The organism is Paenibacillus taihuensis, from assembly GCF_003386535.1.
Classification (GTDB): Bacteria; Bacillota; Bacilli; order Paenibacillales; family Paenibacillaceae; genus Paenibacillus_Z; species Paenibacillus_Z taihuensis.
On record NZ_QTTN01000002.1, the window covers coordinates 48,952 to 75,204 of the forward strand.

The following is a 26,253-nucleotide window of genomic DNA, read 5'->3' on the forward strand; positions in this document are numbered from 1 at the left end:
GGCACAAAAAAAACTCCTTGCGAGAGTTCGCAAGGAGTTTAACTGTTTACGCCGTTGTCCAATCTATAGGTTGTTAAGGCAAGCCCCGCTAACGCGTACGCACGCGAGCGGCTAGGATTGTCCTGCTATAGGTTGAATCAGCGAATCACGTTACCTTGCCAGCCTCTCTGGACTGAATTAAAGGTACTGCTGTTCATTAGAAGAATTATCTCATGTCGAAACATGCCTGTCAAGACTGATTTCTTCTATGGTTACAGCGACAATTTCGTGATCCGTTCAACCGCTTTTTCCGTATTCTCGCGGCTTCCGAAGGCCGTCAAGCGGAAGTAGCCCTGGCCTGCTTGACCGAAGCCGACACCCGGCGTTCCGACAATGTTCGCTTCCGACAGAAGCTTGTCGAAGAATGCCCAGGAATCAAGGCCGTTAGGCGTCTTGAGCCAGATGTAAGGCGCGTTCACGCCGCCGAATACTTCAAGACCAAGAGAAGCGAGACCGTCGCGGATGATGCCTGCGTTCGTCATGTAGTAGTCGATGATGGAAGCGATTTGCGCTTTGCCTTCAGGCGTGTAGATCGCCGATGCGCCGCGTTGCGTTACATAAGATACGCCGTTGAACTTCGTCGTGTGGCGGCGGTTCCACAGATCGTTCACGAGCAATACGTTGCCGTCTGCATCCTTCGCTTTCAGCTCGCGAGGGACAACCGTGTATGCGCAGCGTACGCCTGTGAAGCCGGCTGTCTTCGAGAAGCTTCGGAATTCGATGGCAACTTCCTTCGCGCCTTCGATCTCATAGATACTGCGCGGTACGTCTGCTTCTTGGATGAAGGCTTCGTACGCCGAATCGTAGAGGATGATGCAGTCGTTCGCTTTTGCAAAATCAACCCAGCGCTTCAGCTCTTCCTTCGACAGTGTCATACCAGTCGGGTTGTTCGGGTAGCAAAGGTAGATAAGGTCTACTTTGCGGTCCGGCAGGCTTGGCGTGAAGTTGTTGGAAGCATCGCACTTCAAGTAAACGATGTTCTCGTATTGGTTCGTTTCTTTGTTGAACTTGCCGGAGCGGCCAGCCATAACGTTCGTATCGACATAAACCGGGTACACCGGGTCTTGCACGGCTACTACCGCATTCTCGCTGAAAATCTCTTGGATGTTACCAACGTCGCACTTCGAGCCATCGCTCACGAACACTTCGTTCGTCCCGATGTCGATGCCGCGCGCTTTGTAATCGTTATTGATGATGTCGTTGATCAAGAAGTCGTAACCTTGCTCGGGACCGTAACCGCGGAACGTAGATGGATTCGCAAGCTCGTCCACCGCTGCGTGCATCGCCTTCGTAATCGCATCCGGAAGGCCGCGCGTTACGTCGCCAATGCCTAGGCTGATGATTTGAGCGTTCGGGTTGTCTTGAATGAATTTCGTACGGCGTTTTGCGATTTCAGAGAACAAGTAGCTGCCTTGCAGCTGTGTATAGTTTTGATTAATTTGCGTCATGGACTTTTCCTCACCCTTCGTTTCACTTATTCCAATTTGGTTCCATCATAGCGTATCGGATGCGGTTAGCCACATAAAGAAAATGGCGAAAAGTTTGCACTAATCTACAGTTAGCGCTGCCTTAGAATCACGAGTTCATGCTCCATATCAGGCGGAATTGGCGCTTCGAATTCCAGGTACTCGCCGGATCGTGGATGGACAAAGCCAAGAACTGCTGCATGCAGCGCTTGCCCCTTCAGTCCAATCGTCTTGTTGCGGCCGTAGATCGGATCACCTGCAAGAGGATGCCCGATATATTTCATATGTACGCGGATTTGATGCGTGCGGCCTGTCTCCAGCTTCAGCTCGAGCAGCGTATAGTCGCCGAACCGTTCCACCACTTGAAAATGGGTTACGGCCTCCTTGCTGCCTTTGTGTATGACCGTGAACAGCTTGCGATCCTTCGGATCTCTGCCGATAGGCGCATCGACTGTTCCATGCTCATGCGGCATATTGCCGTGTACGAGCGCGATATACTTGCGCGTAACGCTGTGCTCCTTGAGCTGTGCGGCTAGCGACGAATGTGCAAGATCGTTCTTCGCCGCCATCAGCAGTCCCGAAGTGTCCTTATCAATACGATGCACAATGCCCGGACGCAGCACGCCATTGATTCCGGAGAGGTCCTTACAATGGTACATGAGCGCATTGACGACCGTGCCGGAATAGTGGCCCGGCGCTGGATGTACGACCATGCCGCGCGGTTTGTTGATGACGATGACATCGCTGTCCTCGTACACCACATCGAGCGGGATCGGCTGCGCCTCAATGACCGCAGCCTCCGGTTCAGGGATAATAACCGTGACCAGATCGGCCACGGCTAGTTTGTAATTCGCTTTGACGGCACGTCCATTGACGAGCACGGCTCCGTTCTTAATCCAATCCTGCACCTGCGTGCGGGATACGGCGCCCTCCTCCAGACTCTCCGTCACATATTTATCAAGTCGCTCGCCGGCTTCATTCTCGTCCACCGTGAATGCGAGCGGCTCCTCATTGAATAAATTGAGTTCCTTGTTGTCCATTAAGTTCATCTTGTCCATCTCGTTCTTTTCGGTCATTCGAATCTCCGTTCTCTTTCTTCGATGTAATAAACGCATCCAACAGGATTAGGACGACGCCGACAAAAATACCGGAGTCCGCCAGGTTAAAGATCGGGAACACATAGCTGCCGAATGTGAATTGCAGAAAATCGACTACTTGGCCATATAGAGCACGTTCCAGGAAATTGCCTAGTGCGCCGCCAAGGACCATGCCAAGGCCAGCAAGCAGCAAAGCTCTGCCGGAATTGCGAATTTTCAATATGTACCATATGATGCCGACCACAACGACAATTGTAATGGCAACGAAGAACAAGCGCTGATTCTGCAAAATACTGAACGCCGCGCCTTTATTTCGGACGGACGTAATGACGAAGAAATCTCCGATTACATGTTTTTGCTCACCGAGCGTTACGCTGTGCTCAATCCATTTTTTGCTCAAATAGTCCACTACGAATACGAATACTGCAAGCCAATAATAGTAATATTTCACAGCATATGCCCCCTTGTCCCCAACATTGTAGCATATGAAGGCTATTGCAGACTAGGGGCATGGACCTCAGCCCCTTCTGCCAGTGTATCCATGAATGCCCGTCTCTAAAAATGGCGCTCAGTGCAGAAACTATCGTCACGAAGCAGCAGCTTAAGCATTATTACCAAGCTAAGACGAAAAGAGGGCTTGCACTGATGACGAACCCGAACTTAACGAACACCCAGCTTCGCAATTTGCGCAGCAGCCTTGTCGTGGAGAAAGCAGCCATCGAACAGCGTTTGGCAAGCAGCGATCATTACGGCTTGGCCAACTCATACAAAGATTATTCAGGTGATCTATCCTCCTATGATAACCATCCTGGCGATGCGGCTACAGAAACGTACGAGCGCGGCAAAGACATAGCGCTTCATGAGCAGGAAGAGCTTCACTTAAACCGGATCAATTCAGCGCTTGAAGCGATGGATAATGGCTCCTATGGGCAATGCCGGACCTGCGGCGAGCAAATTCCGTACGCGCGGCTGCAGGCGCTGCCTGACACGCTATATTGCACGGTACATTCGCCTCGTCAGGACGTGTCTGATCGTCGCCCAGTGGAAGAGCAGTTCCTCTACCCTCCGTTCGGCAGAACGAGCATGGATGATCATGAGGACGGCTATAACGGCTTCGACGGCGAGGATGCTTGGCAAATCGTCGAGTCATTCGGCAATTCCGATTCACCCGCCATGTCGGAAAATCGGGATGTTCAGCGTTACGAGGAAGTTGGCATCGAAGCTGATGAAGCCGACGGCTATGTCGAGACGCTCGAGAGCTTCCTCGCTACCGATATTACTGGCAAGCATGTCAGTGTCGTCCGCAACAAACAGTATTACGACTATATGGAGCATGAAGAAGGCGATCATGCGCTGGAATAAATAATGCCAGCGGATCGCCGAAGGTTGCCGAAGGATAAAGAAGATCAGTAAGTTTTGCCTTCCAGCTGATGCTGGACAATACGCACAATATCGGCAATGTAATCCCCGATAATGGGCAAATTGAGGGCTCCGAGCAACTGAAGCACGTACAGAATCGTTCCGGCGAAGAAAGTGAATCCGATCGCAGTGCCGATGCCGCGCGATATACCACCAAGCAGATTGCGCCACATGAGCGAAAATGGCCGGTTAAGCAGCAGCACATAATCGGCGATTTGCGATCGTTCCATTTCGCTCGCGACCTTCTGCAGCCGTTTCTCCAACGCATCGATGGAATGGCGAACGCCTTTCAGATCACGGTCCTGATTATCATCCTTCACAGTCGTAGACATGGATATATATCCCTCCCAGGGCTGTGGGCACAAACAATGCCCATGCACGGCGATGAGACAAGCGGCAATTGCCGCTCGCCCCGCGCTTATGTGCATGGGCGTTCGTGTTGTTTGCAGCTATGAGGTTACTATACCCTTACAATCGAAATTCCAATCTCGCGGTCGCCAAGCGATACGCGTTCCATATCGCCCGACTTCGCATACTCCACGCTCTTCAGCAGCACGTTCTCGAACAGAACAGCTTCGAATGCAGTAAGTGCCGCTTGCAGCTCAGCATCTACGTCAAGCACAAGGTCAATCCGCAATTCGATAGGCAGGTCGAGCTTCTTGCGTGTATCCTGAACCGCGCGGATCACTTCTCGAACAAGACCTTCTTGCTCCAGCTCAGGCGTAATGTCGGTGTTGATCGCAACGGTCAGCTGATAGCCGGATGCCGAAGCGAAACCGGACTTCGCTTGCTTCTCCACAAGCAGCTCATCAAGCGTGATGTCGAGGCTCTCGCCTTCTGGCGACTTGAATGTCAGTACGCCAGCCTTCACGATCTCGCTTGTTTGCTGCGCTGTGAGGGACTTCAGGTAGCCTTGGATCGGACCGACATGCTTGCCGTACTTCTTGCCCGCTACTTTGAGGTTCAGCTTGAATGTGAAGTCAACGAAGCCGCTGTCGCCGCTTGCAATCGTGATTGCTTTTACGTTGATTTCATCCTTTATGATATCCTCGTAAGCTGCCAAGTCAAACTCGTTATCAAGCGCGACGATCAGCTCAGATAGCGGTTGACGCGTCTTGATGCCCGTCTCGTTACGAACGTTACGCGCCAGCTCAACGATCTGTCTCGCTGTTTCCATATCGCGCTCAAGCTTCTCGTCAATTGCTGCTTCATTCGCTTTCGGATAGTCAGCCAGATGCACGCTGCTGCCATCGCCAAGGTTCGTGTACACGTCCTCAGCAAGAAGCGGTGCGAATGGCGCGATCAGGCGGGACAATGTCAGCAATACTCTGCGCAAAGTGCCGTAAGCATCAAGCTTATCATCAGTCAAACCGCTGCCCCAGAAACGGTCACGCGAACGGCGGATGTACCAGTTGCTCATCTCGTCTACGAATACTTCAATGCCTTTGGCTGCATTCAAGAAGTCATAGTTCGTCAAGCTCTTATTCACTTGAACCTCAAGGCTGTTCAGTCGCGATACGATCCAGCGGTCCAGCTGATTCTCGGATACACGAGCCGGCTGAGTAGCTGGGTCGTAGCCGTCGATCGAAGCATACAGCGCGAAGAACGCGTGCGTATTCACGATCGTATCGATGACTTTCGACTTCGCTTCACCTACGATGCCGCGGGAGAAACGTTTGCTGTTCCATGGCGCGCTGTCTGCAAGAAGCGCCCAGCGGAATGCATCTGTGCCGTACTCGCCGATGATTTCCCACGGGTCGATGACGTTGCCCTTCGACTTCGACATCTTCTGGCCGTTCTCATCGAGGATGTGGCCTGTCGAGATAACGGCTTTGTACGGCGCCTTGCCGTTATAGAGCGTCGAAACCGCCAGCAAGCTGAAGAACCAGCCGCGCGTCTGGTCGATCCCTTCGCAGATGATGTCAGCCGGATATTGCTCGGCGAACGTCTGCTCATTCTCGAACGGGTGGTGATACTGCGCGAACGGCATCGAGCCGCTGTCGAACCAAACGTCGACAACCTCGGACGTTCTTGTCATTACGCCGCCTTCGCAGTGCGGACAGTGCAGCTTCACTTCATCCACGTATGGCTTATGCAGCTCGATATCTTCCGAGATCGGCGTCGTCGATCGCGCGACGAGATCCGCTCTGCTGCCTGGCGAATGCTGACCGCCGCAGCTGTCGCAGATCCAAACGTTCAGCGGCGTACCCCAGTAGCGGTTACGGCTGATGTTCCAATCTACGAGATCTTCAAGGAATTTGCCGAAGCGGCCTTCACGGATGTGGCCCGGGTACCATTCCACGCCGCTGTTGTTCGCGATCAGTTGATCCTTCACAGCCGTCGTCTCGATGAACCAGCTGTCTGTCGCATAGTAGATCAGTGGTGTCTTACAACGCCAGCAGAACGGATAGCTGTGCTCATAACGCTCTTTGGAGAAGAGCAATCCGCGCTCGCTAAGCATTTTCACGATGTCAACATCGCACTCTTTAACGAAACGACCGGCAAGATCGGTTACTGCATCCACGTAGCGGCCTGCTCCGTCTACAACGTTCAAGAAGCTTACGCCGTTCGCACGAGCAACTTTATAGTCATCATCACCGTGAGCTGGTGCGATATGAACGATACCTGTACCGCTTGTATCGCTGACGAAATCGCCAGGGATGATGAAGTGACCGTTCTCAACGTCCGCATATTTGAACGGCGGCTGATACTTCTTGCCAAGCAGCTCCTCGCCCTTCAGCGACTCTCCTACCTCGTACTCGCCTTTCATGACGCTCTCGACGAGCGCTTTAGCCACGATGAACACTTCACCGTTTTGCGTGACGCGGACATACTCCAGATTCGGGTTAACGGCGAGCGCCACGTTCGCTGGAAGCGTCCAAGGCGTTGTCGTCCATGCCAGCACCGACTCGTTCGAATCGACAAGCTTGAACTTCACCGTTGCACTGAGATCCTTCACATCTTCGTAGCCTTGCGCTACTTCGTGCGAGCTCAATGTGGTTTGGCAGCAAGGGCAGTACGGGCTTACGCGGTGACCGCGGTACAACAGCCCTTTGCCATGGATAGTCGAGAGGATTTGCCATACGCTCTCGATATAGTTGTTATTCAGGGTAATGTACGGATCGTCCATATTCGTCCAGTACGCAATTGCTTCAGTCAGCTCGCGCCATTGACGCTCGTACTCGAATACGCTGTTTTTACATTTGTTGATGAATGCTTCTACGCCATAATTCTCGATCTCTTGCTTGCCGGAGATGCCGAGCTGCTTCTCAACACCCAGCTCGACCGGCAAACCGTGTGTATCCCAGCCTGCTTTACGCACTACGCGGTAGCCGTCCATCGTTTTGTAGCGGCAGATGAAGTCCTTGATAACACGGCCAAGCACGTGCCCGATGTGCGGTGCACCGTTCGCTGTCGGCGGGCCCTCGTAGAATACGAAATTCGGCTTACCCTCCCGATTTACGATCGATTGCTTGAACGTATCTTCCTCTTTCCACTTCGCCAGGACACGCATGTCGCGGCTTCTTGCCTTCTCTTTCACGTCGACGCGTTGCATCTCATCAATCCCCTTTCCCTCATTCAGAAAAAATAAAAAAGCCCCGCCCCCATCAAGGGACGAGACTTGTGCTCGCGTTACCACCCTAATTCCAAGCTACGCAAATAAAAGCCCGCTCGCTTGGCACCTTCGTCACGGATGCATGCATCCGAGTTCCCTCTAACGGTGGACGTCCGGCTGACGCTTACTGCTTATGGCATCCATAAGGTTCGGCATCGCTTCTCGGAGATGATATTCTGCAAGCATCAGCTCACCGGCTTTCAGCATAGACCGGCTCTCTGTGGAGCTATCCGCTTGCGTACTCGTTCTCGTCAACGAAATACGTATATAGATTGATTATTACCATTTATACGCCATTCCAATACAAATGTCAAACGCATAACGGTACATTTTTAAATGCCGCGTACAATTTCCGGAGCAATGGCCGGTGCGTGCCCTTCAAGCGAATCCCAGCTGTCATGGCTGAGCAGATCAAGCTGCGCTTCCACGAGCGTCCGGAATCTTGCGCGGTAGATCGAAGCTTGCTTTCTCAGCTCTTCAACCTCCAGCGCAATTTTGCGGGATTTGTTAAGCGATTCGTTAATGATACGATCCGCGTTCTTCTCCGCTTCTTTCACGATGAGCTGCGCTTCCTTCTTCGCGTTGCCCCGCACTTCATCAGCCGCTTCTTGCGCGACGATAATCGTCTTGCTCAGCGTCTCTTCAATGTTCGCGAAGTGGTTCAGCTTCTCCTGCAGGGCGAGTGCCTGGTTCTGGATCTCTTTGTTCTCGCGAATGAGCGCTTCATAGTCTTTGATGACTTGATCGAGAAACTCATTCACTTCATCCTCGTCGTATCCGCGAAGACGTCTGCCAAATTCCTTGTTATGTATGTCCAATGGCGTGAGCGGCATTGGCGCACCTCCTGATTGTTATCGAAGGGGAGAAAACGTGAGGACGTTTAATCCTTCCAGAATAAGTTTATCTTCTCATTTCGACAAGTGAAGCCAATTTCCTGCAAATACTTAGATAAATTTGCCGATTTTGACTCTTACTCTGCCCTTTTTCGTTAATCCTTCAACAACAAGCACCTTGAAACGGCCAAGACCTTGCATCGAGACGACGTCGCCTTCCTTCAGCGGAGTGGACGGATCCTCTTCCACTCTCCAATTAACTCGGCATCTGCCAGCACGAATCGGATCGACGATCTTCGTCCGGCTAATCCGGTGAACGTCGCTTGCGATACCGTCAAGACGCAAAGAAGCCACCGACAAGTTCATCTCCTCCATAGCAGACACTGCCGGTTGCAGCTTCGCAAGCGGCAATATTTCCGTCAGGACGTGAACGCGGTGGACTTGTCGCAAATGAATGTTGATGTAATCGGCGATCTCCTCCAAGACGAGGCAGTGGCACTTGTCTTCATGGATATGCAAATCACCGATTCGATCGCGCTTAATGCCGAGTCCGAGCAAGGCGCCAAGATAATCGCCGTGGTCGAGCTCGAGATGACCCTGCGTATCGCCCGATACTTCGATCAATGCGATACCTTCCGGCTCATCGTCAAGATAACGGTAGTCCGGCGCGATAATGGCTCGACTGCGCTCAGCGCCTTCATACCCGCCGAACAGCTTGACTTGCACCGCCGGATTCCGGTTCACAAGCGAAGTTACAATCTCCGCTTGTCTCGGATCTAGAAAATCAGTCTTCTTCACTTCGTGCAAATTCGCAGCTCGTTCGATCCACTCTTCAGCCCGGTCAACGAAAGCACGCTCATCCGGATGGAAGTGAACGTAGATTTCGTTCTTCATACGATCATATCGATAACCGAAATCAAACCAAGTGCTACGAAACGCAGTGCGAACAGCGCTACGATCGGAGAGATATCGATTACGCCGCCAATGGACGGAATAAATCTGCGGAATGGCGCGAGATAGGGCTCAACTAGCTTGCCAAGCAGCTCGCCGATAAAGCTTTCGCGCAAGCTAGGCAGCCAGGAAAGCAGGACGTATGCGATAATCATATACGTGTAAATTTGGGATAGTGTTAAAACCAGGTTTGCAATGTCCAACTTACGGTCACCTCATCTTTTTGTTGTAATCTTGTTCGTCGACCAGCATCTCGGATATCGCGCCTTGAATCTCCACTGTGTCCGGAGTGCACAAAAAAATATTCGGACCGACTTTCGAAATGCCGCCGTTCAGCGCGTAGATCGTACCGCTCAAGAAGTCAACGATACGCACCGCCTGATCCGAGCGCACGCGCTGCAAATTGACAACGACCGAACGGCGTGAACGAAGATGGTCGGCAATTTCTTGCGCTTCCTCGTAGGAACGCGGCTCATTCAGAATGACACGGACATTTTTCTGCGAATGAATGCTGACGATATTATTACCCTTTGCAGTCTGTTTACGTGCTTCGAATGCAGAAGTTTCAACTTCTTGTTCTTCATGATTATCAATTCGCTCGCGTTCTACAACTTCTTCTTCGTCCTGCAAGCCGAGAAAATTCATGAACTTGTTCATCATTTCGAATCGCCCACTTTCTCTTCAGTTTATGAAAGGTTTCCCCTAGCTCTTCCCGACAAGTACCGTTCCAAGTCTTAGCCATGTTGCGCCTTCTTCTACAGCTACCTCGAAGTCACCGGACATGCCCATCGACAGGCCTGTAATCGGCTCCCGAAGAATGGCGCTCTCATTCAATTCATCTCTGAGCTGTCTTAAACCGCGAAATACGGGACGCGACTGCTCGCCATCGCTGTCCAGCGGCGCCATCGTCATCAAACCGGCAACCTTGATGTGTGAATAAGCGGCCAGCTCTTTAACGAAGCTTCCAAGCTCCTCCGGCTGCAGTCCGTGCTTGCTCTCTTCCCCGGATACGTTCACCTGAATAAAGCAAGGTACGACAATACCCAACTGCTCTGCACGTCTTTCAATTGCCTGTACGAGCGATAGCCGGTCCAATGAGTGTATGTATGTGAATTTCCCGACGACATCTTTGACTTTGTTCGTTTGAAGCGATCCGATAAAATGCCATACGGCTTGTCCAGCCGGCGAATGGTCCGTACTGCTGTCCCAGTTCGTCCCAGTTATTGCGTTCCACTTGTCCGAAGCATCCTGCCAGCGATTCTCGCCCAGATGAACGAGGCCCGCTCCAAGCACTTGCTGCGTTAGTTCGACGCCAACATACTTCGTGACGGCGATAAGTTCAATCTCCGAGCGCGATCTGCCGCTTCTGGCACAAGCCTGAGCGAGCTGCTGCTCTACATGTTCAATTCGTTGCAATAAGGTCACGCCTACAAAACTCCTTCTCTCATGCCGATCCAGCTTGCCATTCTTCCAGTAGCTCCGCCTTCCATTCGGTGTGAGTAGAAGTGCGTCGTGGAGCAGCCGGTACACCACTCTGAACATTCGATATGGCTCGGCAAAATTCCTGCTTTTATCATAATCTGTCGGTTCAATTCTTTCAAGTTTATCCGAGCTTTTCCTGCAGTGGTCGGATGTACCAGCGCAGATTCATCGAGATTCAGCGCCTGAATGATCGGCTTCACCCGGTCAAGAACGACGTCGTCGACCTCGTAGCAGCAAATGTCGATCGACGGACCGATCGCACCGCGAATTGTGGCAGGATCGCAGCCGAAATTCGACGTCATCGTTTGGGTCGTCTTGCGCGCAATTTCGAGCACCGTACCTTTCCAGCCCGCATGTGCCAGCGCAACGACCTCCCGTACAGGATCGTAAAAATAGAGCGGCACGCAATCTGCATAGAACGAGGTCAGCAGCACATTCTTCTGATCCGTAATGAGTGCATCCGTATCTTGCAGCGCACTAGAACGGCTTTCCTTGCCTTTGCCTCTGTCTTCCTCACGGACAACATGCACATGGCTGCCATGTATCTGTTCTGCGCAAGTCCATGCCTCAAACGGCCAGCCAAGCGTTTCTGCAATGAGCTCACGGTTGCGAATGACATGCTCGTCGGCGTCGCCAACATGCAGCCCGCAGTTGAGCGATCCCCAAGGCGCAGTGCTTACGCCGCCGCTTCGGCCTGTGAAGCCTGCCGTCAATCCTTCGAACTGATTCGTCCAATTAGACAATATAAAAAGCGAAGGCTTCTTCGCTGTATGTTCCTCTGATCCTGACTCTGACTGTGAAGTACTCATTTGTACAAATGGTTCCATAATTGTCTTGTCTCACCTCAAAAATCAGTTTACCATGCAAGCAGCCCTCCATGCGAGCACCATGGCCCATTCGGAAGGCTGCCTGACTTTAGTCTTTGATTGCTTTGATTGTTTTGATTGCTTTGACTAACGTACCTGCACGTCTTCCTCTTCCGCACGGTACACCTTCGCATCATCAATACGTACAAGCACGACATCCGTTCCGATCTTCACAATGTTCCGCCAAGGGATAATGACATCGGTACCGCCGCCGAACAATCCGAAGAAACGGGAATAATTCGGAACGACGATCGAATCGATCCGTCCTTGCCGCAAATCCAGCTCCAAATCGCTAACCTGCCCAAGCTTACGGCCGTCCACAATGTTAATGACGTCTTTCGTTTGAAAATCCGAAATTTTCATACTCACCGTTCACCACGCTTCCAATAGGGCTGGATTCACCAGAAAAAAGCCTCTGATATTACTATATGTGCCTACTGGGCAAAATGTCCTGCTTGGCAGTAAATAAGCTTCCGCGCAATAAAAAAACGGCGCTCTTGGCGCCGTTTTCGCATATGGTCTATTAAGTTTTAAGTTTTAACATGCTTCTGCATCTGCTGTATGGCTGACTTCTCCAGTCGGGACACTTGTGCTTGTGAAATGCCGATCTCGTCGGCAACTTCCATCTGGGTTTTCCCTTCGAAGAAACGCATGGACAGAATCATTTTTTCGCGTTCATTTAACTTGTGCATCGCTTCTCTCAGCGCAATTTCCTCGATCCACGATACATCCTTGTTTTTATCATCGCTAATTTGATCCATAACATAGATGGGATCTCCCCCATCATGATAAATCGGTTCGAACAATGATACCGGGTCTTGAATGGCATCAAGCGCAAAGACGACATCCTCTTTCGGAACGTTCAGCGCTTCGGAAATTTCAAAAATCGTCGGCTCCCTTGAGTTTTTGTTTGTTAAGCTGTCGCGCACCTGCAGTGCCTTATACGCTATATCCCGCAAGCTGCGCGATACGCGAATCGGGTTGTTATCCCTTAAGTAACGGCGGATTTCGCCGATAATCATCGGAACAGCATAGGTCGAAAACTTAACATTCTGACTGAGATCGAAATTGTCGATTGCTTTCATGAGGCCGATGCAGCCGACTTGGAATAAATCGTCGACGAATTCCCCACGGTTGTTAAACCGTTGAATCACACTAAGCACGAGTCTCAAGTTGCCATTGACTAATTTCTCTCTTGCTGCCCACTCATTTTGTGTTTGCAATGCGGTAAACAGCTCGCGCATTTCCGCATTCGTGAGGACGGGCAGTTTCGCGGTATCCACTCCACAAATCTCGACTTTGTTTCGGGTCAACGTGATTACCTCCCAAGGAGAAACATTAATGTTCAGTATCTCCTTGCCCCCCCAATTTATTCTTAGGTTCGACAAGAAGAAACATTAGTCGCAGAACTGCTCTGCAATGAAAACGCAAACAAGCCCCTGGCTGTCTGCCGGGGGCTTGCGTTAACGGTTTATTTTATTTTGCAAGATACATCGAATACACATGGAGCTGTTTCAGAAGCTCTGTTCGCTTCGCGCTTTGCTCATTAATATCTATTGCGCCGGTGTAAATAACCTTGCCTTGCTTCAGATCGGCAATATACAGTTTCATCGCGTCGCCGTCTTTACTTGTCATATACAATCGGTCGCCATAGACAAGGGTGTTCGCAGCCGGTCCTGTTGGAATGGTGAAGTTTCGTATTGCTTGGTCTTTCATGCCGTATAGGTTTATCGTTGTTCCCGCTTCGTCTCCGCGAACCTCTACAATCTGACCGCCTGAGAAGAAGACTTGCATGGCTTCTGACTGAGCAGAATCAGCGCTGCTGTGCGATTTGAAAGCCGGTACTTCCTGCGATTTTCCTGTTTCCAGGTTGTACGTATAGATCACTTGCTCCATGCTTGGCGTAAACTCGTTGCCATCTTTATCTTTAGCGACTTTCAAAGTCGTCTGCTGGTACACAAGCGATTCCGAAGGAGCTGTAATTTGCGAGGACGGAATGATATTGTAGCTGATTACTTTTCCATCATCCGTCCGCTCTTCAGCAAACAATACACGGTCATCCGCGATGCTCTTGTTGCTCAAGTCGATCGTATAATCATGAATCTCCTGTGCCTGCCGATTTGGATCGTTGGCAACCGCTTTGTTCATATTGTAGGTAATGAGATGCAGCGTTTGTCCTTTTACCTGGACATCGGCTGTATTGACCCAGCTGTACAGCTCCTGCTTCGGCAGCGCTGCTGTAAAGCTCGTTTTGTCCTTCGTTTTCAAGTCCAGTACGGATACGTTCAATTTGTAATTCCGATTATTATAATCGTTGCCGCTTTTCACGTCGGCATATGCCAGCACCTGCCCGTCTTGATAGAAACCGTTGTACGTTTTCTTCCCGCGCATGAAGTTTTTGTGTTTTTTCATCATCAACTGCAGTTCAGGGCTGTACTTGAACATCTCATTCGAGAGGAATGAGTCAAAGAACGATCTTTCTTGGAAATACAGGCTTCCCTTCGCAGTAATCTCAAGCCTACCGTCTTTCTTCGAATCTGCTTCAAGTACGACCGCTTTCGCCTCGTTGTCATCACCGGAAACGGTTAGAAGCTTATATTCCGGAAAGCTCCTTGCAGCCGCCGACACATAGTACGTGCTCACACACCCTATGATGAAGACGACGAGCAGAATGGAGAACCAATAGCGTTTCATTCGTTGTTAACCTCCTATACCGAAATCTTCTTATTGATCAAGATGAAGCTTATCAGGAGTGACATAGCGCCGATGAGAATGGCAATAACGAACTCGATCGTGAACAGCTCTGACGGATACAAGTAATCGTAGTTGTCACGGTTCGTGATCAAGTATGGTGCCGCCATGAGCAGAATTGCGATGCCGATGTAAATCAGTCCAGCAACAATACCTTTCAATCGATAGCTGCGCTCCAGCAGGATGGCCGTGAACAAGACGATAACGAACACCGCACCGCCGCCGTACCATAAAACAAACTCTGTGAAGTTGCTTGGAATGAGGATTCGCAGCAACGAGTGACTTTGGACGATGGTCATCATAGACTCCGCATCTCCTCTTAAGACAGGATCGATAACTGACTGATACAAGCTCTGCAGAAGCGGCAGAATAAGTATCTGGAACGAAACGAGCCCCAGTACGAATAGTAGAATAGCGCTTAGCTTAGCTAGATACATATTCCGTCTTTCTGTCGGCAGCATCAGCAGCCGATATATAAACATGTTTTTGCCTGTCCATTCTCGATACCAAATGAAGAAGATATACAGTGACAGAGCACCGATAGAGAGCGCGATCGGAGCGAGAAACCACAGGTTCGCGCTGCTTAAGATGTCCAAGAAGCTCACGACACCGTTCGCTGCGGCGTATTTCCCGTACGTATCTATTGCCGGCCCCATTTTGTCCTGAACGCTGCTTACATACTTGCCGCTTTCATAATAGATCCCGGAGCCTTGCATGAGCAGCGTAATTGCAAACAACGATAAATATAACTTCCAGAAGCGGGCTACCTCCAAATGGAGCAGCTTCAAATATCGATTCATCCGTGGTACACCTCTCTCATAACATCCATAACCGACTTGCCTTCTTCCATCCGCATATCCTCGCAGTTGAATTGGAGCTTCACAGCTCCATTGTCGAGCAGCACGACTTCGTCAATCAGATGCTCGATATCGTTAATCTCGTGGGTCGTAATGATGACCCCGCGATCCTCGACAAGCTTGCTCGTAAATACGGAGGCAATCTGCTCTCTGCTGAAAATATCGATGCCTGAGAATGGCTCATCCATTAACACGTAATCGACATCAAGCGAAACACCATGCAGCAGGTTCAGCTTGGCTGTATTTCCTTTGGACAGTTCCGCGATGCGGTCCACACGCTTCAGCTTGAAGAACTCGAGCATCTCTTCTGCGCGTTCATCGTTCCAGCTAGCATAGAAATCTTTCATAAACTGAATGCTATCTCCAACGCTCATATTCGGCGGCATCGTAATATTGTCGGGCACATAGGCGATGTGCTCATAAATATGTTTGCCGACCGGCTTGCCGTCAATGAGGATGCTGCCGCTATCGATTGGCGTGAGGCCCATGATTGCTTTCAGCACGGTCGATTTGCCGACGCCGTTGATGCCGATCAGGCAAGTGATCTTTCCTTTATCTGCTGTAAACGTGACATCCTGAAGCACTTTTCTGCGGCCATATTTTTTACGGACCGATTTCAACTCGATCATGCTTGCCCCTCCTCCTTCGTTGTTTCGTTATACGTGCTCTCCACTTTGTTCTTTACAATGGCGAGCAGCTCGTCAACGGGTACTTGAATCTTTGCTATAGATTGCACGAACGCTTCGACCGCGTCCGTGATTAATTCGTTTCGAATCAGACTTAGTATGTGTTCATCTGTCGTAATGCGGCTTGGCGAATTTCCCTCCGTAACGATCAATCCTTGCTCCTCCATTTCTTTATAAGCTTTCTGTGCCGTATTCGGGTTGATCTTCAGCTTGCCCGCGATTTCTCGGCGTGACGGAATAACCTGGCCCTTCTCGAGCCGTCCCGTCGCAATCTCTTCTTTAAAATGCCTGACTACCTGAAGGTAAACAGGGTCGCGGCTGTTGAACTTCAACTCCGCGCCGCCTTCTCCAGCTTGCATACGCTCCAACTCCGTTTTGTTTAAGTGTGTGTACCACTTAGTTCATACACTTCATACGTGTACTATACTCGTAATACACCAGGCTGTCAACACCGGTGCCGTAAAAATAAAAAAAGCACCGGTGCCTAATTCAGGGCAGCAGTGCTTCGTTACTTATTTCAAGCTTATTTCAAGCTTAATTCGAGCATATTGGGAGCTTATTTAACGGCTGGAACAATCGCGCCTTTGTACTTGTCTTCGATGAACGATTTCACTTCAGGCGATTGCAGTGCAGCCGCCAGAGCTTTCATCGCATCGGAATCTTTGTTGTCCGGACGGGAAACAAGGATGTTCACGTAAGGGGAATCCGCGCCTTCGATGAAGAGCGCATCCTTCGTCGGTACAAGACCCGCTTCAAGTGCATAGTTCGTGTTGATCAGCGCCAGATCTACCTCGTCAAGAACGCGAGGCAGTGTAGCTGCTTCAACTTCTGTGATGTCGAGCTTTTTCGGATTTTCTACGATATCGTTAACTGTACCAGCGATACCTACGCCATCCTTCAGCTTGATAAGGTTGTTCTTCTCCATCAGTGCAAGCGCACGGCCGCCATTGGACGGGTCGTTCGGGATAACGACCTTCGCGCCTTCCTTCAGCTCGTCGATCGACTTGATCTTCTTCGAGTACGCGCCGAATGGCTCGATATGAACGCCTGCTACGCTGACAAGATCGTAGCCTTTGTCTTTATTGAATTGATCCAGGTAAGGAAGGTGCTGGAAGAAGTTCGCATCCAGCTGCTTCTCATACAGCTGCGTGTTTGGTTGAACGTAGTCGTTAAATTCAACGACTTCCAGGTTGATGCCTTTCTCTTTCAGCATGGGCTTAATGAAGTTAAGAATTTCAGCGTGCGGTACCGGTGTAGCGCCAACCTTCAGCGTTACTTCTTGCTGCGCGCCGTTATCACTGCCTGCAGTTTGGTTGTTCGCTGTGTTCCCTGCGTTGTTGTTTTTGCTGCCGCATGCGGACAGGGCAACGACAATGGCGAGGAGCAGCAGCGCAAAGCTTGCTTTTTTCATCTCTCTCATTCCTCCATCTGTATGTTTCTCTCTGTATGTTGAACCCTTACTTCCGGCTAAACCGGCGAACTAGATAGTCGCCTGCCATCTGCAGGAGCTGAACCAAAATAATAAGAAGTACGACCGTTACGACCATAACGTCCGTTTGGAACCGCTGATAGCCGTGTCGGAGCGCCAAGTCGCCTAAGCCGCCGCCGCCGATTACGCCGGACATCGCGGTATAGGAAACAAGCGTAACCGCCGTTATCGTGATAGACGCGAGCAAGCCTGGTCTTGCTTCCAAGAGCAGAACGCGCCTTACGATGCCCCATCTTGAAGCACCCATTGCCTGAGCCGCTTCAATGACGCCGCGATCGACTTCACGGAGTGCAGTTTCGACGAGACGCGCGAAGAACGGTGCCGCCGCAATAACGAGCGGCGGGATCGTGCCTTTGACGCCGAGCGTCGTGCCGGTAATCGCCTTCGTGATCGGCATGATCATAATCATGAGAATGACGAATGGCACGGAGCGAAGCACGTTTATGACGATCGACATTAAGAAGTAGACGATCGGCTGCGCCAGCAGCTGTCTGCGCGAAGTAAGAAATAGAATTACGCCGAGAATCAAGCCGAGAATGATCGTGAAGAGCAGCGACACGCCAAGCATAACAAGCGTATCCTTCGTTGCCTTCCATATCTCTTCCGGGATAATGTTGCCCATCTTCAGCATCATTTCAGATCACCTACTTCCAAGCCTTTGCTGCGCAGATCCGTAATGACTCTCTCGATATCCGCATGCTCGCCGAGAAACTCGATGACGAGCTGGCCGTAAGGCGTATTTTTCATACGAGATACCGTACCTTGCAGAATCGTGAATTGAACCGTCGTCGATTTCACCGCGTTGAACAGCAAAGGTTCGTACGTAATATCGCCAATATAGTTCACCTTGATCAGACGGCCGCTGCGCGTAGCAATCAGCTCTCTCGGATCGAAGGAGTCGGCAACCTGACTTACAAAATCTCTCGTCACCCCATGCTGCGGCTTCAGGAATACATCCACCACATCGCCCATCTCGACAACTTCGCCGCCGTCAATGACAGCAACGCGGTCGCAAATCGAGCGGATAACGTGCATCTCATGCGTGATCAGCAGCATCGTAATGCCGAGCTTCTGGTTAATGTCCACCAGCAGCGACAGAATCGAATTCGTCGTCTGCGGATCAAGCGCCGAAGTCGCCTCATCGCAAAGCAGCACATCCGGGTTATTCGCCAGCGCTCTCGCGATGCCCACCCTCTGCTTCTGACCGCCGGAGAGCTGCGCCGGATATTTGTTGCCATGCTGCTCCAAGCCAACAAGCTGCAACAGCTCGTCAACCCGCTTCTTCGTCTCTGCCTTTGAGAGCTTGGCCAATTTCAACGGAAACGCAATGTTATCGCGTACTGTTGCCATGGAAAGCAGGTTAAAGTGCTGAAAAATCATGCCGATGCGGCGGCGCTGCTGCTGCAGCTGCGATGTCGACAGCCTCGTCAGCTCCACGCTGCCAACCGTAACGGTTCCCGTAGAAGGACGCTCCAGTAAATTGACACAGCGCAGAAGTGTGCTTTTGCCCGCGCCGGAATGACCGATGATGCCGAAAATTTCACCTTTATCTATCGAAATGTTTACGTTACGTATCGCTTCTACAGATGAAGCGCCTGTACCGTAAGACTTGCTTATATCACGAAGCTCGATCAGTTTTATAACCCCCTGCCGTCCATAATATTCAGGTAATGGTAGATTTCCCTACGAGTGCTGTTCTATAACCTGATGAAAACGCCCACAAAACGCATAAAAACGCCTTCAGCCTTCTATCCAGGCGAAGCCGTTTTGTGTGAAGAACAAATGACATTATAAACAAAATCTACTTGCTATGTCACTGGAATAAATTGTTTGTAAACGCAAACAAAGTCCACATCCCCCTCTCCAAGCGGGGACATGGACTTAATGTTCACGAATTAGACCATTTTGTTGAACTCTTTGCGCAGCCGTTTGATGATTCGCTTCTCAAGCCGGGAAATATACGATTGCGAGATGCCAAGCAGATCGGCGACATCCTTCTGGGTTTTCTCGTCTCCATCTGCAAGCCCGAAGCGAAGCTCCATAATGATGCGTTCCCGCTCCGTGAGCTTATCGAGCGCCTTGTGAAGCAGCTTACGGTCCACCTGCTCCTCGATGTTCCGATAGATCGTATCGTTCTCTGTTCCGAGTACATCGGACAGCAGCAGCTCGTTGCCGTCCCAGTCAATGTTCAACGGCTCGTCGAACGACACCTCTGTGCGCGTCTTGCTGTTGCGGCGCAGATACATCAGAATCTCGTTCTCGATACAGCGGGAGGCATAGGTTGCGAGCTTAATCTTCTTCTCCGGATCGAACGTATTGACCGCTTTAATGAGGCCGATCGCGCCGATCGAGACCAAATCCTCGATATGAATGCCTGTATTCTCAAACTTCCGAGCGATATAAACGACTAGCCGCAAATTACGTTCGATGAGCATCGCGCGGATCGCTGAATCTCCAGAGGGCAGCTTCTCCAGCAAGTACTCTTCTTCTTCACGGGTGAGCGGTGGAGGCAGTGCTTCACTTCCGCCAATATAATAAATTTCCTCGCTCTTTAATCCGAATAAAAATAAAACGCGATAATAGTATAACTGAAGAATCAGTTTCCATTTGACGAGCATGCTGCTCCATCCCTTCCCGGAGTACTATGAGTCGATTCGACCGTGACGCTTCGATTTTGAAGAAGTGACGGATGGATAATAGCCTGGTACGTGCCGTCTTGGGCCAGCTTGCCGGCATCCAGACCGATAAGCACTTTCTTGGACTCGAACAATTCCCCTTCCCTGTCAATCGTCACGAGATCCGGCTTTATGGCAAGCATGAACTGGGCTCCCCGGTTAACGCCGCGGTAGGGCACCAGCCTCAGCCGATCGCGCCATATGAAAGGCTCTTCATCTGTCATGCTCGCTAACAGTTTGTCGACCTGCGACTCCCGGATTTGACGGATCCAGGAAGCAGGAAGCACATCCTGCCATACAGCGGCTTCCATCACCATTACAGGCGTTCTTGTGAGCGGTTCATACAGCTGGTTACCTGTATCGATAAGCCCCGTGCAGGAATGCTCCACGCCATCAACTCTTACTTTCACCTCCGCAAGATGAGTAGTAATAAGATCACGTTCCTTACGCTGCGTCATCACCGAACGGTAAATGTAAAGGCCGACACTGACAAGACAGAAGAGGAATACAAAGGAAATTCGGATCTTAAAACTCGTTTCCCCATTTACCGTAACAACGGTCTGCCACAGCTTATTCGAGCTGTTCATGAACAAATAATGGGCCCCGAGAACAGCACCTGCGGCAGCAAAATTGACGCCGTAGAAAGCACCTACATTGCGGACAAAATGCTGTACGCTTCCAAATCCGAACGCTGTGAGCAGCATCAGAAACGAGAGCGCAATCTTGATGACGATCGTGAACAGAAACGACAACGGCGGGAAAACAATAAGAATCGCATACATCGCACCGAGTATTGCTGCAAGCAGCACACGCCACCACTTCGCCCGAATGCTGCGCACCCAAGCGGTCAGCAGCAGATTGGAGCCATCAATGAGCAGGTTGACCATGAAATATACGTCGATATAAACGGCATCCAGCGCATTCACCTTCCTGCAGCACTTCTTCTAGCACTCCGGCTCTCTAAGGCGCTCCTTAGCGAGGATATGCGGCTTGTGTCTAGTATAGTTAAATCCTATTACAATGTCTGTCTAAACATGCCGTCAGGAGCGATCTTTTTTTGTCGATGAGCGGCAATTGGTTTGCGTTCACAGGCGCCAGACAGGGAATGCAGCATTTGCCGACGAGCGAATCTACGCGCTCGGGATGGTAACCCTATATCTATGCAAAAAAAGCCCCACACTCGTAAATGAACGAATGTGAGGCTTGTCTTTTCTAGCAATATTCTCGTATTAGCGGTCGTTGCGGCGGTTGCGCAGGAAGGCCGGGATATCCAGCTGATCGCTCGATACCGAGCTGCCGAATGGCTTCGGTCCGTTGCTCTGCGACGACTGGCGAGGCGCTTCGTTCGCGCTGCCGTTGTTCGTTTCGGCAGGTTGTCCGGCACCAGGTCGACGAACGGGAGCAGCAGCCGTGTTCTCAAAGCCAGTTGCGATAACTGTAACTTTGATCTCGTCCTTCATGTTCTCGTCGATTGACGCACCGAAGATCATGTTCACATCCGGATCGGCTGCGGACATTACAATCTCAGCTGCTTCATTCACTTCGTAAAGTGATAGATTGTTGCCGCCTGTAATGTTCATGATGATACCGCGTGCGCCGTCAATGGATGCTTCAAGCAGCGGGCTTTGGATCGCCTTGCGAGCCGCTTCAGCAGCACGGTTCTCGCCTGTTGCAAGACCAATACCCATCAGTGCCGAGCCGCGCTCAGTCATGATTGTCTTCACATCGGCAAAGTCAAGGTTGATCAGACCCGGGAAAGCGATCAGGTCGGAAATACCTTGTACCGCTTGCTTGAGAACGTTATCCGCTTCGCGGAACGCTTCCAGCATCGGCGTCTTCTTGTCGACGATTTCAAGCAGTCGCTCGTTCGGAATGACGATAAGCGTATCTACTTTTTCTTTCAATGCTTCGATACCCGTCTCAGCTTGTACAGAACGCTTGCGGCCTTCGAACATAAACGGTCTTGTTACGACACCAACTGTAAGCGCACCGCATTCGCGTGCAATCTCAGCGATGACCGGAGCAGCACCCGTACCTGTACCGCCGCCCATACCCGCAGTGACGAACACCATGTCCGCGCCTTTGAGCGTATTCATAACCGTCTCGCGCGACTCTTCAGCCGCTTTCTTGCCAACTTCCGGATTTGCGCCGGCGCCAAGACCGCGAGTCAGCTTATCGCCGATTTGCAGCTTCTGTTCCGATTTAGCAAGGTGCAATGCTTGTGCATCTGTATTTACAGTAATAAATTCTACGCCTCTGACACCATTCTCGATCATTCGGTTAACGGCATTGCTACCACCGCCGCCAACGCCGATGACTTTGATCTTGGCCATGGACTCATTCTCGAAATCAAATTCCAACATCCTTACTTATCCCCCGATCAAATAAATTCACTAAACATCGTTTTTAGTCGTTCGAACAGACCAGGCTTCGAGGGCGAACTCGGTGAACTCGCCTTCCGGCTAACGCTCTTCTTGGGGGCGGAGACGGAACGGCCTCGCATATACTTCGAAACGTATTGGATCATTCCTACTCCACTTGTGAAAGCAGGATCGCGTACACCGATATAATCCGGAACCGCAATACGTACCGTCGCTTCCAGCTCATGCTGGGCGAGCGAGAGCGTGCCCGGCATGGTAACCGTTCCGCCTGTCAGAACATATCCGTTCACTTTGTCACCGTAGCCAAGGCGGCGAACCTCTTGGCGAATCAAATGGAAAATCTCTTGCATGCGCGGTTCGATAATGTTCGCAAGGTCAACCTGCGAGAAATCCTTCTCCACGTTGCTGCCCATGCGCATTACTTTGAACCTCTGATCTTCGGCTGCATCATCGATCATGGCACAGCCAAATTTCTGCTTGATCTTCTCCGCTTGATCGGTTTGAGTACGAAGACCGTAGGAAATATCGCTCGTTACATACTCGCCGCCAACGGGCAGCGTTGATGTCGCCACGATACCGCCTTGTTCAAAAATTGCAATAGTACTTGAGCCAGCGCCAATATCGGCAAGGACAGTACCCATCATTTTCTCATCTTTGGTCAATGCCATTTGACCGGATGCCAGTGACATGAGTATGATTCCGGCGATATGCAAATTAGCTTTCTCTACGCACCGGGCTAAATTATGTATTGCTGTTTTGGCCCCGGTAACTACTGTCGCTTCGACTTCCAGTCGTACGCCAATCATGCCTCGAGGATCAGAAATGCCTTCGAGTCCGTCAACCAAGAATTGCTTAGGCACCAGATTAATGATTTCTCTTTCTGGAGGCAGCGCTACTACTTTAGCCGCCTGCAACACGCGTTCAATATCTTCTTCGCCGATTTCACGATCCTCATTCGAAATGGCTACAACGCCGTGATTCGTCTGCAAGCCGATATGATTGCCTTGAATCCCTACGTAAACTTCAGATATTTGAATACCGACCATACGCTCGGCGTGGTCCACTGCATTGCGAATGGATTGTACCGTCTGGTCGATGTCAACGATTGCACCTTTGCGTATTCCTTCTGAGTCGGCAGATCCAACTCCAATAATATTAATGACTCCGTTGTTTACTTCGCCAATAATAGCACGAACCTTGGATGTACCGATGTCCAAACTGACGATGATGTCATTGCTGCTCACCCACTGGCACCTCCGTTTCACCGATAATAGGGTCTTTCAATTCATTAAAAACAATGCATGCTGCGAATTACATCTCTAGTACATTCAACGCAGTACCCATTATCCCTCTTTTTTCTACAATTTTTTCACGATTTATTTGAGTATCCACCCCATGCGCTGGCATGTTTTGGTTTATGAAGTACCGAAAAAATGCAAAAAGGGCAAATAAAGCTGCATAAATAAAATTCTATCATTCTTTGAAGCTATTGAGTAGTCTCTTTTTACTGAATCCCTTGATTTTCTGCGTCTTCTGGAGTGAAAGAAGCATATTTGTCTGCCAGCAGCATCGTAACAAGACCAGGAGGCTGGCTTTCGATGACCGCATTGAGCGTTGGGATCTTATCAGGCAGCAGAGAAACCGCTGTAATAACCTCAAACCGCGTCCTGGTATAGATCTTGATACGGTCTGCGTAAGACGTAGATGGCGATGGCTTGATCTCCGAGAAATCCGCAATCAATTGCTCTGGTATCTTCGCTAGTGTCTTGCACAAGTCCGCGAGAACAGGGTCGTCCACCTTCCACCCGGACAATATCGGCTTATCGACAACGCTGTCGGAACCTGCAGAAATGCTCGATCCATTCGCCAACATCGCGGTCAGTTCGCCATTATTCGATAGGGTGTAGGCAACCGTCTTGTACTCTTGCACTTTGATCGTAACGCCGCCTGGAAACGACTTCGTCACTTTCACCGCTTCAATCTGTTTCAGCTGCCGAATTCTGGATTCGATCTTGCCGGATGTCGTGCTGAAGAACGCGTCGCCTGCCGCGATGCCCGCTGCCTTCCGAATCGTATCCGGAGACAGGAAATGCTGCCCTTCTACCGTCACCGTTGAAACTTTGCTTATGGATGAATTAAAGAAGAGTACGACCAATATGACGATAAAAAGTAAAAAGAGCACCGCTAACAGCTTCTTGCCGCCTCTGCGTCGCTTCTCTGGCTCCCGCAGCACGGGCATCTTCTCTTGCATGGCTTGTCCCCTCTTTGTATAAATGTGAGGGCGGCATCTCACCTAATTGCAAGGCGATAGCCGTCCACACACATGCTGTATCTCGTTCGCATATTGATCGTTAAGGCACGATTGGGTTGCTCTCCACTGGCGAATAGCGGGTAATTCGGGCACCTAACCGGCCCAGCATCGATTCGATCCGGTCATAGCCGCGATCGATATGATGCACCTGCTCAACGACCGTTTTTCCTTGTGCAGCAAGCCCTGCAATGACAAGCGCCGCGCCTGCGCGCAAATCTGTCGCTTCAACGGTAGCGCCATACAATCTGGAGACGCCGCGGATGTACGCGGAGCTCAGGTCTACGCGAATATCGGCTCCCATCCGTGAGAGTTCATCGACATGCTTGAACCGTCCTTCGAAAATCGTCTCCTTCATTACACTTACCCCGTCAGCAAGTGCAAGAAGCACCATAATCTGAGATTGCATATCCGTCGGAAAGGCAGGATAAGGCGACGTCACGATGCGGTCAACCGCTTTAGGCCGCGCCGCTGTGCCTACTTTGATTATATCACCGTCTACCGTTATTTGAACACCTGTGCGTCTCAGCACATGGATGAGAGAGGTTAAATGCGAAGGATTCGTATTGAGCAGCGTCACTTGACCGCGTGTTGCAGCGGCTGCAACCATAATCGTTCCGGTTACGATCCGATCCGGAATGACTTGATAGCGGCAAGGCGTCAGCTTCTCTACCCCTTCAATCGTAATGGTATCCGTGCCAGCCCCTATGATCTTGGCACCCATGCTATTTAAGAAGTTCTGCAAATCTTGAATTTCCGGCTCTCTAGCAGCGTTGCTGAGCGTTGTCAGCCCTTCAGCAAGCACCGCGGCCATCATAATGTTCTCCGTAGCTCCGACGCTCGGGAGATCGAGGTGAATCTCCGCACCTTTCAGCCGTTTCGCATAACATGTGATGCGGCTTTCTTCTTCAACGATCTGTGCGCCTAATGCTTGCAGCCCGCTTAGGTGCAGATCGATCTTCCTCTCTCCGATCGCGCAGCCGCCAGGCTGATAAATCGTTACTTCGCCAAATCTTGCCAGCAGTGGTCCCATAAGAAATATGGATGACCGCATCTGACGCATTAGTGCTTCAGGAATGTGGGAAGAATGCAAGCTTGTCGTGTCGAGCTGGACCGTTTCGTCCTCGTGCTCCGCCCGGCAGCCAAGTTCTCGCAAAATGTTAAGCATGACGTCAATATCAAGCAGTTTCGGTACATGCTCGATCGTCACAGTTCCTTCTACCAGCATACTTGCAGCTAAAATCGGCAAAGCGGCATTTTTCGCGCCTTGGATAACAATGGTTCCTGAGAGTGGTTTCCCGCCTTCAATCACCAATTTGTCCAATTTATCACCTCCG

27 protein-coding genes and 1 other annotated feature are annotated in these 26,253 nt (G+C 50.7%); of the genes, 1 reads left to right on the plus strand and 26 read right to left on the minus strand.

Annotation, left to right across the window (positions count from 1 at the left end; genetic code table 11):
* Positions 1-251: 251 nt before the first annotated feature.
* The 3 genes from A8990_RS02385 to lspA all read right to left on the minus strand — a co-directional run bounded on the left by A8990_RS02385 (position 252) and on the right by lspA (position 3,053).
* Positions 252-1,487 carry an LL-diaminopimelate aminotransferase gene (locus A8990_RS02385; protein ID WP_116187427.1) on the minus strand — a complete coding sequence of 412 codons (1,236 nt, stop codon included), beginning with the start codon at positions 1,485-1,487 and terminating at the stop codon, positions 252-254.
* Positions 1,488-1,597: 110 nt separating this feature from the next.
* Entirely contained in the window at positions 1,598-2,581 is a 984-nt protein-coding gene (locus A8990_RS02390; RefSeq protein WP_116187428.1) for an RluA family pseudouridine synthase, read from the minus strand.
* Entirely contained in the window at positions 2,514-3,053 is a 540-nt protein-coding gene (lspA, locus tag A8990_RS02395; RefSeq protein ID WP_116187429.1) for a signal peptidase II, read from the minus strand. The genes A8990_RS02390 and lspA overlap by 68 nt, the downstream gene beginning before the upstream one ends.
* A gap of 194 nt (positions 3,054-3,247) precedes the next feature.
* On the opposite strand from lspA, the gene A8990_RS02400 reads away from it, so the two are divergent.
* Positions 3,248-3,964: a TraR/DksA C4-type zinc finger protein gene (locus tag A8990_RS02400; RefSeq protein ID WP_116187615.1), complete on the plus strand. Its 717-nt coding sequence runs from the start codon at positions 3,248-3,250 to the stop codon at positions 3,962-3,964.
* Positions 3,965-4,008: 44 nt separating this feature from the next.
* On the opposite strand, the gene A8990_RS02405 is transcribed toward A8990_RS02400, so the two are convergent.
* The 23 genes from A8990_RS02405 to murA all read right to left on the minus strand — a co-directional run bounded on the left by A8990_RS02405 (position 4,009) and on the right by murA (position 26,240).
* A complete protein-coding gene (locus tag A8990_RS02405; RefSeq protein ID WP_116187430.1) occupies positions 4,009-4,353 on the minus strand; it encodes a DUF5665 domain-containing protein in 345 nt (114 codons plus the stop codon).
* Positions 4,354-4,481: 128 nt separating this feature from the next.
* On the minus strand, positions 4,482-7,577 hold the full coding sequence (ileS, locus tag A8990_RS02410; RefSeq protein ID WP_116187431.1) for an isoleucine--tRNA ligase: 3,096 nt from the start codon (positions 7,575-7,577) through the stop codon (positions 4,482-4,484).
* A 52-nt stretch (positions 7,578-7,629) separates the two neighbouring features.
* Positions 7,630-7,901: a binding site (T-box leader), on the minus strand.
* Positions 7,902-7,969: 68 nt separating this feature from the next.
* A complete protein-coding gene (locus tag A8990_RS02415; protein ID WP_116187432.1) occupies positions 7,970-8,470 on the minus strand; it encodes a DivIVA domain-containing protein in 501 nt (166 codons plus the stop codon).
* 111 nt (positions 8,471-8,581) lie between these two features.
* Positions 8,582-9,364, minus strand: a complete 783-nt coding sequence (locus A8990_RS02420) for a YlmH family RNA-binding protein (protein ID WP_116187433.1) — start codon at positions 9,362-9,364, stop codon at positions 8,582-8,584.
* The gene (locus A8990_RS02425) at positions 9,361-9,624 is read right to left on the minus strand and encodes a YggT family protein (RefSeq protein ID WP_281272476.1); all 264 of its coding nucleotides are present in this window, start codon (positions 9,622-9,624) and stop codon (positions 9,361-9,363) included. Before A8990_RS02425 ends, A8990_RS02420 begins: the two co-directional genes overlap by 4 nt.
* A gap of 7 nt (positions 9,625-9,631) precedes the next feature.
* Positions 9,632-10,081 carry a cell division protein SepF gene (locus A8990_RS02430; protein WP_245995817.1) on the minus strand — a complete coding sequence of 150 codons (450 nt, stop codon included), beginning with the start codon at positions 10,079-10,081 and terminating at the stop codon, positions 9,632-9,634.
* Positions 10,082-10,123: 42 nt separating this feature from the next.
* Positions 10,124-10,846 (minus strand): YggS family pyridoxal phosphate-dependent enzyme, encoded by a 723-nt coding sequence (locus A8990_RS02435; protein ID WP_116187434.1) that lies wholly within the window; start codon positions 10,844-10,846, stop codon positions 10,124-10,126.
* A 2-nt stretch (positions 10,847-10,848) separates the two neighbouring features.
* The gene (pgeF, locus tag A8990_RS02440) at positions 10,849-11,730 is read right to left on the minus strand and encodes a peptidoglycan editing factor PgeF (RefSeq protein WP_245995818.1); all 882 of its coding nucleotides are present in this window, start codon (positions 11,728-11,730) and stop codon (positions 10,849-10,851) included.
* A 126-nt stretch (positions 11,731-11,856) separates the two neighbouring features.
* Positions 11,857-12,132 carry a YlmC/YmxH family sporulation protein gene (locus A8990_RS02445; RefSeq protein WP_116187435.1) on the minus strand — a complete coding sequence of 92 codons (276 nt, stop codon included), beginning with the start codon at positions 12,130-12,132 and terminating at the stop codon, positions 11,857-11,859.
* A 167-nt stretch (positions 12,133-12,299) separates the two neighbouring features.
* A complete protein-coding gene (gene sigG / locus A8990_RS02450; RefSeq protein ID WP_090573745.1) occupies positions 12,300-13,082 on the minus strand; it encodes an RNA polymerase sporulation sigma factor SigG in 783 nt (260 codons plus the stop codon).
* A gap of 163 nt (positions 13,083-13,245) precedes the next feature.
* The gene (locus A8990_RS02455) at positions 13,246-14,463 is read right to left on the minus strand and encodes a hypothetical protein (RefSeq protein ID WP_116187436.1); all 1,218 of its coding nucleotides are present in this window, start codon (positions 14,461-14,463) and stop codon (positions 13,246-13,248) included.
* 14 nt (positions 14,464-14,477) lie between these two features.
* Complete coding sequence (locus tag A8990_RS02460; RefSeq protein WP_116187437.1) at positions 14,478-15,320, minus strand: hypothetical protein; 843 nt, start codon at positions 15,318-15,320, stop codon at positions 14,478-14,480.
* Positions 15,317-16,006 carry an ABC transporter ATP-binding protein gene (locus tag A8990_RS02465; protein ID WP_116187438.1) on the minus strand — a complete coding sequence of 230 codons (690 nt, stop codon included), beginning with the start codon at positions 16,004-16,006 and terminating at the stop codon, positions 15,317-15,319. The genes A8990_RS02460 and A8990_RS02465 overlap by 4 nt, the downstream gene beginning before the upstream one ends.
* Positions 16,003-16,422, minus strand: coding sequence for a GntR family transcriptional regulator (locus A8990_RS02470; RefSeq protein WP_116187439.1), 420 nt, complete (start codon positions 16,420-16,422; stop codon positions 16,003-16,005). Before A8990_RS02470 ends, A8990_RS02465 begins: the two co-directional genes overlap by 4 nt.
* Before the next feature lie 197 nt (positions 16,423-16,619).
* A complete protein-coding gene (locus A8990_RS02475) occupies positions 16,620-17,474 on the minus strand; it encodes a MetQ/NlpA family ABC transporter substrate-binding protein (RefSeq protein ID WP_116187440.1) in 855 nt (284 codons plus the stop codon).
* 46 nt (positions 17,475-17,520) lie between these two features.
* Positions 17,521-18,186, minus strand: a complete 666-nt coding sequence (locus tag A8990_RS02480) for a methionine ABC transporter permease (RefSeq protein WP_116187441.1) — start codon at positions 18,184-18,186, stop codon at positions 17,521-17,523.
* The gene (locus tag A8990_RS02485; protein ID WP_116187442.1) at positions 18,183-19,187 is read right to left on the minus strand and encodes a methionine ABC transporter ATP-binding protein; all 1,005 of its coding nucleotides are present in this window, start codon (positions 19,185-19,187) and stop codon (positions 18,183-18,185) included. The genes A8990_RS02480 and A8990_RS02485 overlap by 4 nt, the downstream gene beginning before the upstream one ends.
* Before the next feature lie 260 nt (positions 19,188-19,447).
* The gene (gene sigE / locus A8990_RS02490; RefSeq protein WP_116187443.1) at positions 19,448-20,170 is read right to left on the minus strand and encodes an RNA polymerase sporulation sigma factor SigE; all 723 of its coding nucleotides are present in this window, start codon (positions 20,168-20,170) and stop codon (positions 19,448-19,450) included.
* Entirely contained in the window at positions 20,149-21,153 is a 1,005-nt protein-coding gene (spoIIGA, locus tag A8990_RS02495; RefSeq protein ID WP_116187444.1) for a sigma-E processing peptidase SpoIIGA, read from the minus strand. The genes sigE and spoIIGA overlap by 22 nt, the downstream gene beginning before the upstream one ends.
* 303 nt (positions 21,154-21,456) lie before the next feature.
* A complete protein-coding gene (ftsZ, locus tag A8990_RS02500; protein ID WP_116187445.1) occupies positions 21,457-22,590 on the minus strand; it encodes a cell division protein FtsZ in 1,134 nt (377 codons plus the stop codon).
* 17 nt (positions 22,591-22,607) lie between these two features.
* A complete protein-coding gene (gene ftsA / locus A8990_RS02505; RefSeq protein ID WP_116187446.1) occupies positions 22,608-23,852 on the minus strand; it encodes a cell division protein FtsA in 1,245 nt (414 codons plus the stop codon).
* A 260-nt stretch (positions 23,853-24,112) separates the two neighbouring features.
* Positions 24,113-24,859, minus strand: a complete 747-nt coding sequence (locus tag A8990_RS02510; protein ID WP_116187447.1) for a cell division protein FtsQ/DivIB — start codon at positions 24,857-24,859, stop codon at positions 24,113-24,115.
* A 100-nt stretch (positions 24,860-24,959) separates the two neighbouring features.
* A complete protein-coding gene (gene murA / locus A8990_RS31355; protein WP_181909366.1) occupies positions 24,960-26,240 on the minus strand; it encodes a UDP-N-acetylglucosamine 1-carboxyvinyltransferase in 1,281 nt (426 codons plus the stop codon).
* Positions 26,241-26,253: the final 13 nt, after the last annotated feature.

Coding starts and splice junctions, on each gene's coding strand:
- A8990_RS02385 (WP_116187427.1), bottom strand. CDS start 1,487: ATGACGCAAATTAATCAAAACTATACACAGCTGCAAGGCAGCTACTTG.
- A8990_RS02390 (WP_116187428.1), bottom strand. CDS start 2,581: ATGACCGAAAAGAACGAGATGGACAAGATGAACTTAATGGACAACAAG.
- A8990_RS02400 (WP_116187615.1), top strand. CDS start 3,248: ATGACGAACCCGAACTTAACGAACACCCAGCTTCGCAATTTGCGCAGC.
- A8990_RS02405 (WP_116187430.1), bottom strand. CDS start 4,353: ATGTCTACGACTGTGAAGGATGATAATCAGGACCGTGATCTGAAAGGC.
- ileS (WP_116187431.1), bottom strand. CDS start 7,577: ATGCAACGCGTCGACGTGAAAGAGAAGGCAAGAAGCCGCGACATGCGT.
- A8990_RS02415 (WP_116187432.1), bottom strand. CDS start 8,470: ATGCCGCTCACGCCATTGGACATACATAACAAGGAATTTGGCAGACGT.
- A8990_RS02420 (WP_116187433.1), bottom strand. CDS start 9,364: ATGAAGAACGAAATCTACGTTCACTTCCATCCGGATGAGCGTGCTTTC.
- A8990_RS02430 (WP_245995817.1), bottom strand. CDS start 10,081: ATGATGAACAAGTTCATGAATTTTCTCGGCTTGCAGGACGAAGAAGAA.
- pgeF (WP_245995818.1), bottom strand. CDS start 11,730: ATGGAACCATTTGTACAAATGAGTACTTCACAGTCAGAGTCAGGATCA.
- A8990_RS02445 (WP_116187435.1), bottom strand. CDS start 12,132: ATGAAAATTTCGGATTTTCAAACGAAAGACGTCATTAACATTGTGGAC.
- A8990_RS02455 (WP_116187436.1), bottom strand. CDS start 14,463: ATGAAACGCTATTGGTTCTCCATTCTGCTCGTCGTCTTCATCATAGGG.
- A8990_RS02460 (WP_116187437.1), bottom strand. CDS start 15,320: ATGAATCGATATTTGAAGCTGCTCCATTTGGAGGTAGCCCGCTTCTGG.
- A8990_RS02465 (WP_116187438.1), bottom strand. CDS start 16,006: ATGATCGAGTTGAAATCGGTCCGTAAAAAATATGGCCGCAGAAAAGTG.
- A8990_RS02470 (WP_116187439.1), bottom strand. CDS start 16,422: ATGCAAGCTGGAGAAGGCGGCGCGGAGTTGAAGTTCAACAGCCGCGAC.
- A8990_RS02475 (WP_116187440.1), bottom strand. CDS start 17,474: ATGAAAAAAGCAAGCTTTGCGCTGCTGCTCCTCGCCATTGTCGTTGCC.
- A8990_RS02480 (WP_116187441.1), bottom strand. CDS start 18,186: ATGATGCTGAAGATGGGCAACATTATCCCGGAAGAGATATGGAAGGCA.
- sigE (WP_116187443.1), bottom strand. CDS start 20,170: ATGCTCGTCAAATGGAAACTGATTCTTCAGTTATACTATTATCGCGTT.
- ftsZ (WP_116187445.1), bottom strand. CDS start 22,590: ATGTTGGAATTTGATTTCGAGAATGAGTCCATGGCCAAGATCAAAGTC.
- A8990_RS02510 (WP_116187447.1), bottom strand. CDS start 24,859: ATGCAAGAGAAGATGCCCGTGCTGCGGGAGCCAGAGAAGCGACGCAGA.